The organism is Aerococcus sp. HMSC23C02 (assembly GCF_001806805.1).
GTDB classification, from domain to species: Bacteria; Bacillota; Bacilli; order Lactobacillales; family Aerococcaceae; genus Aerococcus; species Aerococcus sanguinicola.
Window position 1 is genome coordinate 66,743 of sequence record NZ_KV786044.1, and the last position, 11,021, is coordinate 77,763.

Genomic DNA, 11,021 nt, shown 5'->3' on the forward strand with positions numbered 1-11,021 from the left:
AAGCGGAACGGATGCTCACTAGCACAATTTGTCAGTTGTTGTGAATACTGGTTGGACAGTCAGTGTACTTTTGATTGGACAAATAAACTAGCGCTTTTGGCGGTTATTCCTTGCTGAGTCTGTTATAATAAGACTGTTAGCGTTTCAATAGCTTGACTAGGAGGGTGGAGGCGAGACCATGCGTTTGGATGAATTATATACCCGTTTGAATCATTTGGCTTTCATTGAGAATTATTATGTGACGACCAAGGAGTGGGAGGGCGAGAGTTTTCGTGTCTTGAAGATTTATGATGATGATAGTAAGCTAGCGGAGGTCAACTTAGACCAGCCCTATATGCTGCGGACGAGCTTCCAGGGCTTCAACAACCGGCAAATCTTAGAGAAGCAGGCCCTCTTGAAGCTCTTGGTGGACTTTACGATGACGCCGGTTGACCAACGCCAGTCCGACCTCTATTACGCTTATTATTACGACCTCTCGAATATTACACACTTCATCAAGCGCCTGGCCAATAATCGCCTGGCCGATGATATGATTCCTATGGCTTATTTCCGGACCCTATCCGATGATGAGAAGCAAAAATACCTCTTCAATTCGGCGGAATTCGATGACTTTCCAACGGACTATAAGCCGCGCTTTACCCCAGATTCTTTTGTCAAAGTGATGTCTCTGGAAGAGATGGAGGAATCCTTGGAGGAACGCTTTCCTGCTGGGCCCTTGGATGATTAATCAAGAGTGATCGGTAAAAGGCATCACTCACACTATGCCCAGCCTTGAACTTTGACCAAGGGCCGATTACAATAATTACTGGTGTCTTTGACCGGTAATCATTATTCCGAATTAAGGGGAAGAATATTATGAATCAAGATCAAGAAAATTTACTAAAAGAAATTGAACAATTACTTGTGGGAAATTATAGCCAGGCCATTAGCGAAGTCGGCCAAAAATTGGTGGAAAATATTGTCCTGATCCGTAACGAAGAATTCCTTTCGACATTAGAGGACCTGCTCTATGAAGCTTATCCTGAAGAGACCTTGAAGAATCGCAAGCGTTATGATGACTCGGATAAGCACTCCGACAATATCTTAATGGCTAAGATCGACGAGATGTTAGCGGCGGGTGAGGTGACCGAGGCCCGCTTTGCCATGGAAGACTTCATCCGGAGTCTAGATTCTGACTTCGACCAGTACAATCCTAAGCCTGGACAGCGGCAATTGAGTATCTTTGACTTGGTTGGCCGCTTTGAATTCTTGCTCCATGAAGAGGCGGGGATGCAGCTTTTGCCAACTCACCGCGACTTCAGCAAGATCTACCAGACCTATGCCAAGGTCCTGCTCCAGGCTAATGAGCGCAAGGAAGCGGCGGACGCCTACCAACAGGCCCTGCTCTGGCACCCTTACCAAGTGACGATGATCTACGACTTGGCGGCCCTCTACCTGGATATGGACCAGTACGGCATGGCCTATGCCATGATCCTAAAAGGCCTGAAGTATTCGATCGAACGGTCAGCCTTGGCTCGGGGCTATGCCTGCTTGGCAAAATTCTATGCTGGCAAGGGAGACCTAGAAGCTGCCATGAACTTCGCTAAGATTAGCCTGCGCTGGAAGGAGAACGAGGGGGCGACTGACCTGCTTGAATCGCTCAAGGAAGAAGGCTTGGAAGTCGAAGAGCCCCTGACCAATAAGGAAGTGGCACAGATCCTCCAAGACTACAAGCTGGACCAGTTCCCTTCCGATGCCGCCCTCTGCAAGTTGGTCAACATGGCCCAAGCAGCAGTAGAGCTAGGCAATATGAAGACAGCCCGCTTCTACTTTAAGCTCTACCAGTCCCTGACTCAGGGCCAGGAAGTCGCTGCCGATGCCGTGATCGCCAACCTACAACGTCAATTGAATATGTAAAAATTGAAGAGCTTCCAAGGACATGGACTTGTCCTTGGAGGCTTTTTTATTTTGGAAGGCGGAGATCTGTTTCGCTTTTGAACTTGGTCAAGGGCTTTTACTTTTATTTCGGAACCGAAATTGTTATACTTAGCTTAACTTAAGAAAAGGAGGAATTAATTTTATGTCAGAGAAGAAAGTAGCTGTGATTACAGGTGGAGCCCAGGGCTTAGGTAAGGCCATCGCCCAGCAATTAGCGGCAGATGGTTTCGACCTGGTCTTAGCGGACATCGACCGAGAAACCTTGGAAGCGACCCAGAAAGAATTTGCGGACCAAGGGATTGAAGCGGCGATTAAGGAAGCGGATGTGAGCAAGCTCCAAGATCAGAAGGACCTGGCGGCTTATGCAGTGGATCAATTTGGCCGTTTAGATGTTTTTGTCAATAATGCAGGGATTGAAGGGCGAGTGGCACCGCTGATCGATTTGGAAGAGGAAGATCTGGGGGCGCTCTTCGATATCAATATTAAGGGTACCATCTATGGGATCCAAGCTGCAGCCAAGCAGATGAAGGCACTCGGCATTAAGGGTAAGATTATCAATGCCTCCAGTATTGCGGGACGCGAAGGTTTTGAAATGCTCAGCGCCTACTCGGCGACTAAATTCGCGGTGAGTGGCCTGACCCAGACCGCAGCCAAGGAATTAGCGGATGATGGAATTACCGTCAATGCTTATGCGCCAGGGATCGCTGGCACCGGCATGTGGGACCGCTTGGATGAAAAATTCGCGGAACTAACTGGTGCTGAAAGAGGGGAGACCTTCAAGGAACAAGTGGCCAATATTGCGCTCGGCCGCACCCAAGAACCAGAATATGTGGCTAATTTAGTCTCCTTCCTCGCCTCAGAAAAAGCGGACTATATTACCGGTCAAATCATTGTGACTGATGGCGGCATGGTCTTCCAATAAGAATGCCTTAAAAAAAGATAGAGAGGCCTATCTCTCGAGCTTATATGGCGGGGATAGGTCTTTTTTGTATCTTGCGTGGTGTTGGTGGCCGGCAACTTGCGAATGGAGGTCCTGTTAGCAAGTAGGACCGCTGCTGGGCAAGCTGATCTGGCTTAATATAATGAAAAAAGCTAGCGAGGTCTTCGCTAGCTTTTACATTTATCCTAGTAAAAATTATTTTTTGGTAGTTTGAATGACGGGTGTTGTCCACCCACATTCGAGCCCCTCTAGTGTGGCTTGGCTGATGGGAAGCCACACTCGCTGGTATTGAATGTGGGTTACTTAGATTCGATCCACAATTGGAGGTCTTGGTTGAAGGTTGATCTTTATGAACCTAGACAAAGGACCTCTAATTGTGGGTTGAGTGATGGCAAGCCACACTAGGAGCCTTTGCTTGTGGATTGACTGCTCTTGCTTACACCCTGTAGTTGGGTTCGGTTGCGCAGCTTCCTTGTCACTTCACAAGTCTCCGCCGCAGTCCGACAGACTGCTCTGGTGACTTGCTCCAGTGAAAGGAAGCTACCCGCGCGCCCTCACACCCTTGTAGTCGGGTTTGGTCGCGCAGAAGTGGCTCCTCTTCACAAAGCGTCATCGAAGACTTTCAGTCTTCTCTGCCTTTTTGCTCCAGAGGTCCACTTCTACCCGCGCGCCCTCACACCCTTTAGTCGGGTTCGACTTGGCAGACTCGGAGTGATTTCACAAGTCAGAAACGAGCGAATGCTTCGCTCTTATTCTGACTTGCTCCAATCATCCGAGTCTAAGCGCCAAGTCTCACACCTTTTATTTCGCGTCGTGTGGTCTGTAATGGTAGTGTTTGATGAAGGACCGGTAGAAGTTGCTGTAGTCTTTGAAGCCGGCGTTTTTCCAGGAGTGGCTGATGGATTGGCCTTTTTTGATGCAGTCGTGGGCGTAGCTGAGGCGTTTGGTGATGAGGTATTGGTAGAGGGTGTCGTGGTAGTATTTTTGGAAGATACGATTGACGGTTGAAGTCGAGATGTTGAAGCGCTTGGCGGTGTCTTGGAGGGTGATGGCTTCGTTGAAGTGGTCGTCGACGTATTGCTTGATGTCGCTGGCTAGTTGGTCGCGCTTGGTATGTTCGTGGAGCAGGGGGTCGTTGGGCGACTGGTAGATTTGGCAGGTTTCTAGGAAGAGCAGGCTAGCCAGGTGGAAGATAATCTTCTGCTGGTAGAGGGTAGCTTTTTCCGCTTGGACTTGTTTGAGCTGGCCGAAGAGGTCGAGGAAGACTTGCCAGTTATTTTCGCTCACGGGGAGGATACGCAGTTGGCTGAAGACCTGGATGAGGTCGGTGGTGTCGATGAAGGTATGGTTGATCTCATCGAGGTAATTGTCACCAATGGAGAGGACATAGCCGTAGAATTGAGGAGAAGCGTAGTGTTGGCCCGCTTCGAGTTTAAGGTCAATGCTTGAGGGAATCACAATAATTTGCTTGGGTTCCACTTCAAGTGACTGCTGGTTGACGGTAATCCGCAATGCCTTGGTGACAAAAACGAGCTCGTGGCGGTGGAAGGATGAGCGGTTATATTGGTCGATGAAGTCTTCATCCATCGCGGTTGCTTTGATTCGAAAGGGGACTTGTCGGTCAGTCATTAGTTTAAGCCTCCAATTGTTGTATATGATAGATACTATTTTATACTAAAACCGATTTTATTCAAGTTAGGAAAAATTAAGAATGCCTGGCTAAAAGGCCTGCAGATAAAGAAAAAAATTCCACAGAATAGTATGCTGAGCATGCGTTCCGCTTTTGAATTTGGCCCTTAAAGAGCCATGGCATCGGCTCGGGCCGAGGTCCCTCACCTAGCGAGCTTCAAACGGCTAGTAACGGCTGACGCCGACTATCCGTAATTCACATCGCTTGCTTATTCATGGCTAAGGTCCAACTTCAACGCTCCACTCCTGCTCAGAATTAGATAAGCACTAATTATTGTTTCAAATATTTCTATAAAGAATTAGTGGATAAAAAAACCAGCATTTTCAGCTGGCTAAAACTAATGATTAGTATTTATATTGTAGTTAGGTTCAGGCAAGCAGAAATAGTCCCTCTTCACAAAGATTCGACGAAACCGCTCAGACTTTTCTAGCTTTTTGCTCCAGAGTTCCACTTCTACCCGTGCTTCCTCTTACCCTAGTTGGGTTCAAAAAGGCAGAAAGGGAGTGACTTCAACAAAAGGGAACGATCGGCTAAAGCCGCTCTTATCTCTATTGTCTCCAGTCATCCCTTTCTAAGCGCCTTTGCTCACACCCTATCTAACCCAACAAGCCAAGTTCGTCCATTGTTCTTTTAATTTATTCACAGTTTCTTCTTGGGGTTTGCCTAGAGGTAGGCGGGTTGGGCCGACTTCGAAGCCTTGGAGGGCTAGAGCGGCTTTGACGGGTATGGGGTTGGGTTCGCAGAAGAGGGTGTCGATTAAGGGCTTGAATTTGGCTTGGAGTTCGCGGGCCTTGGCGAAGTCACCGTCGAGGGCGGCGTGGATCATCTCGTGGACTTCTGCAGGGGCGATGTTGGCCAATACGGAGATAACGCCTTGGCCACCCAAGCTCATGAGGGGTACAGCGGTATCGTCATTGCCTGAGTATACGTCTACCTGGTCGCCGCAGTAGTGGAGGTTGTCAACAGCGTGGTTGAAATTACCGGTTGCGTCTTTGAGGCCGACAATATTTTCGAAGTCATCGATGAGGCGGCGGAGGGTTTGAGGGGCAATGCCCATCCCGGTCCGTCCTGGCACATCGTATAAGATGATGGGAATGTTGACCGCATTGGCGATGGCAGCGAAGTGTTGGTAGAGGCCTTCTTGGTTAGTTTTGAGATAGTATGGGGTCACGGAAAGCAAGGCGTCAGCACCAGCTTCTTCACATGCCTTGGAGAGGTTGACCCCGTGGCGGGTGTCGTTAGAACCAGCGCCGGCAATAACTGGGACGCGGTGGTCGACGACTTCGACACAGTAACGGATGAGGTCAATCTGTTCCTCATCGGTTTGGTTGCTGGCTTCGCCGGTTGTGCCGGCCACAATGATGGCGTCGGTTCCTGCTTCGATTTGGCGTTCAACGAGCTGACGGAAGACGTCATAGTTAATTTCACGCGCTTCTGTATCCTGGTAGGGGGTAACAATGGCCACTCCGGATCCTCTATAAATAGACATTTGATTTCCTCCTTAAATGGTTAAACAGCTTAGTAAAATAGAAAAAGCTAAGATTCAGGAATCTTAGCTTACTTGGGTATGCCTATACAAAGTCAGCGTGTATGGTTCACGGGCCCAAGTAGGATAAGTCCTCCAAAATAAGAATGGGCTTCTCATTTGACAGTGACAGCCTTGTTCAGTACTGCCCCCAGCAAGCAAGCTTGCTTCGGCGCTGACCCCTTTCGTTTCCTAATGATGGCGAGCGCGGCCTCTATATCTCTACTTTTCTATTGCTATTAATCTAACATAGCTACTATTAATAGTCAAGGATAAAACGGTTAAAGGACTTTAATCTTGGTAGTCCCGGGGCAGGCGCTGGCTTAAGAGGCATAAGGTCTCATAGGCGATGGTGCCGGCATGGGCGGCGACGTCCTCAGCCCGGATAACTTGGCCCTGGTTTTCACCGATGAGGGTGACCTTGGTGCCAATCGGATAGGCTTGGTCGAGGCGGACCATGCACTGGTCCATGCAGACCCGGCCGACGATGGGGCAGGCCTGGCCTTGGACGAGAACTTCGACTCCTGAATAGGCTCTCAGCCAGCCATCTGCATAGCCGATGGGGAGGGTGGCGATCCATTCATCCTGGCTAGCGGTATAGGTGGCCCCGTAGCCGACTGTTTCGCCGGCATGCATTTGTTTAACGTGGGCAATTTCTGTCTCTAGGCTGAGGGCGGGTTCCAAGGAATAGGGGAGGTCTTCTTCCCCGTTCGACGGATTGGCACCGTAGAGGGCAATGCCTAAACGTACCATGTTCAGGGTCTCATCGGGATACCAGAGGGCCATAGCGCTGTTGGATTGGTGGAAGAGGGGGGCTTGGGGAAGCTGGCTGCAATCGATGGCCTGGCGGATGTCTTGAAAGGCCTGGGCTTGGGCGGCTTGCTTGCTTTTGCCTTGGGGGTCCTGGCTATCTGCCGTCGCAAAATGGGTGAAGATGCCCTTGAGCGTGAAGGCCTTGGGGTGAGCGGCAATCCAGTCGATGGCAGCCTGCAAGCTCTGGCTATCGAGGAAGCCAATCCGCCCCATGCCAGAATCGACCGCTAAGTGGATGTCCAGGGCAGGGTAAGTGGCAGCTTCGAGTTCTTCCGTCACCGCTTGAAGCCAGTCTAAGCGGCTGACCGTCACGGCGACCTGGGCTTGGGCCATTTCCAGGGCATCTGAAGCCGGGATAACCCCTAAGACCATGATATCGTTTTGGATGCCGGCCTGGCGGAGTTCGAGGGCTTCATCGGTCAGGGCCACACAGAAACCATCGGCACCGGCCTCTTCCAGAGCCTGGCTGACGGCTTTGGCCCCGTGTCCGTAAGCATCCGCCTTGACCGTGGCATAGACCAGCTTGCCTGGGGATAGGGATTGCTTAATCCCTTGGTAGTTCTGTATAATAGCATCTAGGGAAATCTTAGCGCGGCTAGCGCGGCGATAAGCAGTAACCATTGGATGTGATTCACTTCTTTCTATTCATTGGTCAAATAAGAGACTCACTCTTATTTTAGCATTGCCCATGAGAAAATATGGTTAAATTTCACTTAGGAGGTTCTATGGTTAAGATTTGTTTTATTTGTTTAGGTAATATTTGCCGGTCCCCCATGGCGGAAGCCTTGATGCGCGAGGAAGTTAAGCAGCGCGGTTGGGAGGATAAGGTCTTGGTGGAATCGGCAGCGACAGGGGACTGGAACCTGGGCTCAGCCCCCCATCCCGGCACTGCCAATCTTTTAGCAGCTAAGGGCATCAGCACGGACAATATGTATGCCAGCCTGCTGAAAGCCGGTGACGTCGACCGCTACGACTACTTAATCGGCATGGACGATAGCAATATCAAAAATATTGAGAAAATCGTCGGCACTAGCGACAAGGTCTACCAATTATTGGACTTCACTGACCAAGCCGGACCGATCGCGGACCCTTATTATACCGGGAACTTTGACCTGACTTATGATTTGGTTACAAAGGGCATCCAGGGCCTCTGCCAGCACCTAGAAGCGACCTATCCCGAATTGCGTGACTAATATAGAGGGATAAGACTGCCAGCCAAGGAATAAATCGCCTTGCCTGGCAGTTTTTTGTGGGTATTTTTTGTAGGGGCGTGCGGGACTTGTAAATGGTGGTCCTGTTTGCGAGTCGCGGCCCTTCTACTTTCGAAGGGCGGCCTCATTCGCAAGTTGGGGCGGGCCTACTTTCAAACGGAGCTTCCATTCGCAAGTTGAGCTGGCTCTACTTTCGAACCACGGCCTCATTCGCAAGTTGAGCTGGGTCTACTTGCAAACGGCGACTTCATTCGCAAGTAGCGCTGGATCTACTTGCGAAACGGATGCTCAAAAGTAATTGCTAAACAAAAGCAGCTCTCCCCAAGTCAAACTGGACCGGGGAGAGCTGCTTTTTATTTTAATCTTAGTCCAGGGCGTCCACAGCAGCTTTGAGTTCGTCAATGCGGTCGGTCCGCTCCCAAGGGAAGTAGGGGCCTTCTGCATGGCGGCCGAAGTGTCCGTAGGCGGCAGTGGGTTCATAGATGGCTTGGCGCAGGTCCAAGCTGTCGATGATACCGCGTGGCGACAGGTCAAAAATTTGCCGGACAGCTTGGGTGATTTTCTCCTTGGCCACGCTTTCGGTGCCGAATGTATCGATATTAATGGAAACAGGTTGGGCAACCCCGATAGCATAGGCCAATTGAATTTCGCACCGGCTGGCCAGTTGGCTGGCAACGATATTTTTCGCAATATAGCGTGCCATATAAGAAGCGCTCCGGTCGACCTTGGTGGCGTCCTTACCGGAGAAGGCACCGCCCCCGTGGCGTGCCATGCCTCCGTAGGTATCCACAATAATCTTCCGTCCCGTTAAACCAGCATCTCCTTTAGGCCCCCCAATCACAAAGCGACCAGTTGGGTTGATGTAGTACTTGGTCTCGTCATCTAAGAGATGGCTTGGGATGACTTCCTTGATCAAATGCTCGTGGATGTCAGCTTCAATCTGTTCCATGGGCGTTGCTTCCGCGTGTTGGGTGGAAACGACGATGGTGTCGACGCGGACAGGTTTTTTGTTCTCGTCATATTCCACGGTAACCTGGGTCTTGCCGTCGGGGCGCAGGTAAGGTAGGATCCCTTCATGACGGAGATGTGCCAGGTGTTCAGCTAAACGATGGGCCAGCTGGATAGGTAGGGGCATGAATTCAGGCGTTTCGTCGCAGGCAAAGCCAAACATTAGGCCTTGGTCCCCGGCACCGAGCGCTTCTTCGCCATCTTTACCGCGGATTTCGAGGGCCTGGTCGACCCCTTGTGCGATATCGGGGGATTGTTGGTCGAGCGCTACCATCACGTTGAGGTTCTCCGCATCGAAGCCGTATTTGCCCCGGGTGTAGCCAATCTTTTTGACCGTGTCGCGAACGATGGTCTGGAAGTCGAGATTGGCTTGGCTGGAGATTTCCCCGAAGATTACCACCAGGCCGGTATTCACAATCGTTTCACAAGCTACCCGGCTGTTGGGATCCTGGCTGAGGGCTGCATCCAGGACAGCGTCACTGATCTGGTCAGCGATTTTGTCGGGATGGCCTTCGGTAACACTCTCACTGGTAAATAAATAATGGTTTTGTAACATTTTGTCCTCCTTAATGGGCAAGGATATTTTCCGTTTTATTCCTTGTCTATTCTAGCATGTAATTGTAAAGCTGGGAATGGTCAAATAATATCTTGAAAGTTCGTTAAAAATTCAAACATAGTCGGTAAAATATAAGCAAAGTGTGTCTGCCTGGTCCACTGGGGCGGGCTGGACACCGAAAAAGAGAGGAGGGGACCAAGTGAAACGCGCAAGCTACCGCAAGGCCAAGGCGGAACTCGCCAAGGAGAAAGAACGCGCCAAAAAGAAGCGTCAAGCCTTATTCGAGACCCACTACCAGCAGGAAACCACAATCTACGCGACGGATGACCGCACGCGAGACCGGGAAGTCGTCGATTCCAAAACACGGGAGATTGACCTGGATACCAATGAAATTTTCTATGACCGCGAGCGCAAGCGCCAGTGGTTCTGGTCGGATAGCCAACATGGCGCCTACCGCTTCTTGGCACTGGGGCTGGTTGTCGTCACCCTGGTCCTGCTCTGGTTCATCGGTCCCTTCGTGATCAGCTACCTGCGCGGACTCTTCCACCAGGCCCAGCTCTGGTTTTAGTGGCGAGGCAGGAGGGGATGACTGGTAAGACCGACTAAAGGCAGTCTTATCCTCTTTGCTCCAGAGCTTTATTTCTCCCGCTAGCCCCCATAGCCTAGTTGGGCTTGAGCAATTTGCCCTCAGACTTGCTGAATACAAAATGACAGCGGTTATTTGCGTTCAGAGCTGCTGAATGCAAAATGATGCCTGCCTATTTGCACTCAGAGCCGCCGAATGCAAAATGATAGCTGCTATTTGCACTCAGCCTCTCCAAATGCAAAATGATAGCTGCTATTTGCACTCAGAGCCGCCGAATGCAAAATGATAGCTGCTATTTGCACTCAGCCTCTCCAAATGCAAAATGATGCCTGCCTATTTGCATTCAGAACTGCCGTATGCAAATCAGACACTGGCACCATTCCAACTTACTAAAAGCTACCCGCTCTTGCTCACACCCTGTGTAGTTGGGGTGTTTGGTGTGTCAACCCACAATCGAAGACTTTGTGTGTGGCTTGGTCATCGTCAAGCCACACTCGGAGAACTTGTTTGGGTATTGATCAGCGTTAACCCACAATTGAAAGCTCTGTATGAATGTTGAGGATCGTCAACCCACAGTCGTAACTTTTGATTGAAGGTCGATTAATTTAACCGCCAGCCCTTTCACCCTTTAGTCGGGTTCGACTTGGCAGGCTTGGAGTGATTTCACAAGTAAGGAACGAGCGAACGCTTCGCTCTTATCCTTACTTGATCCAATCATCCAAGCCTAACCGCCAAGTCTCTCACCCTTTAGTCGGGTTCGCAAGAGCAGACTTGA

The 11,021-nt window shown here is 50.3% G+C and carries 9 protein-coding genes and 1 riboswitch; of the genes, 5 read left to right on the forward strand and 4 right to left on the reverse strand.

All coding sequences use genetic code 11. The annotated features are described in order from the left end of the window. Positions 1–178: 178 nt before the first annotated feature. The 3 genes from HMPREF3090_RS04530 (at position 179) to HMPREF3090_RS04540 (ending at position 2,839) form a co-directional block, all read left to right on the forward strand. The gene (locus tag HMPREF3090_RS04530) at positions 179–727 is read left to right on the forward strand and encodes a hypothetical protein (protein WP_067972573.1); all 549 of its coding nucleotides are present in this window, start codon (positions 179–181) and stop codon (positions 725–727) included. Between the two features lie 128 nt (positions 728–855). Then, positions 856–1,896 (forward strand): tetratricopeptide repeat protein, encoded by a 1,041-nt coding sequence (locus HMPREF3090_RS04535; protein ID WP_067972570.1) that lies wholly within the window; start codon positions 856–858, stop codon positions 1,894–1,896. Between the two features lie 163 nt (positions 1,897–2,059). Next, positions 2,060–2,839 carry an acetoin reductase gene (locus HMPREF3090_RS04540; protein ID WP_070486052.1) on the forward strand — a complete coding sequence of 260 codons (780 nt, stop codon included), beginning with the start codon at positions 2,060–2,062 and terminating at the stop codon, positions 2,837–2,839. Positions 2,840–3,658: 819 nt separating this feature from the next. Here HMPREF3090_RS04540 and HMPREF3090_RS04545 read toward each other — a convergent pair. The 3 genes from HMPREF3090_RS04545 to alr all read right to left on the reverse strand — a co-directional run bounded on the left by HMPREF3090_RS04545 (position 3,659) and on the right by alr (position 7,506). Then, positions 3,659–4,486, reverse strand: a complete 828-nt coding sequence (locus HMPREF3090_RS04545) for a helix-turn-helix domain-containing protein (RefSeq protein WP_067972563.1) — start codon at positions 4,484–4,486, stop codon at positions 3,659–3,661. Between the two features lie 653 nt (positions 4,487–5,139). Continuing rightward, complete coding sequence (dapA, locus tag HMPREF3090_RS04550) at positions 5,140–6,036, reverse strand: 4-hydroxy-tetrahydrodipicolinate synthase (protein WP_070486054.1); 897 nt, start codon at positions 6,034–6,036, stop codon at positions 5,140–5,142. A 118-nt stretch (positions 6,037–6,154) separates the two neighbouring features. After that, positions 6,155–6,297, reverse strand: a riboswitch (Lysine riboswitch). A gap of 66 nt (positions 6,298–6,363) precedes the next feature. Then, positions 6,364–7,506 (reverse strand): alanine racemase, encoded by a 1,143-nt coding sequence (alr, locus tag HMPREF3090_RS04555; RefSeq protein ID WP_067972555.1) that lies wholly within the window; start codon positions 7,504–7,506, stop codon positions 6,364–6,366. Between the two features lie 104 nt (positions 7,507–7,610). On the opposite strand from alr, the gene HMPREF3090_RS04560 reads away from it, so the two are divergent. After that, positions 7,611–8,078 carry a low molecular weight protein-tyrosine-phosphatase gene (locus HMPREF3090_RS04560; protein ID WP_067972552.1) on the forward strand — a complete coding sequence of 156 codons (468 nt, stop codon included), beginning with the start codon at positions 7,611–7,613 and terminating at the stop codon, positions 8,076–8,078. A gap of 382 nt (positions 8,079–8,460) precedes the next feature. Here the strand turns inward: HMPREF3090_RS04560 and metK are convergent, their stop codons facing one another. Then, positions 8,461–9,660, reverse strand: a complete 1,200-nt coding sequence (gene metK, locus HMPREF3090_RS04565; RefSeq protein ID WP_070486056.1) for a methionine adenosyltransferase — start codon at positions 9,658–9,660, stop codon at positions 8,461–8,463. A 199-nt stretch (positions 9,661–9,859) separates the two neighbouring features. On the opposite strand from metK, the gene HMPREF3090_RS04570 reads away from it, so the two are divergent. Further along, a complete protein-coding gene (locus HMPREF3090_RS04570; protein ID WP_067972546.1) occupies positions 9,860–10,228 on the forward strand; it encodes a hypothetical protein in 369 nt (122 codons plus the stop codon). The last annotated feature ends 793 nt before the right edge of the window (positions 10,229–11,021 follow it).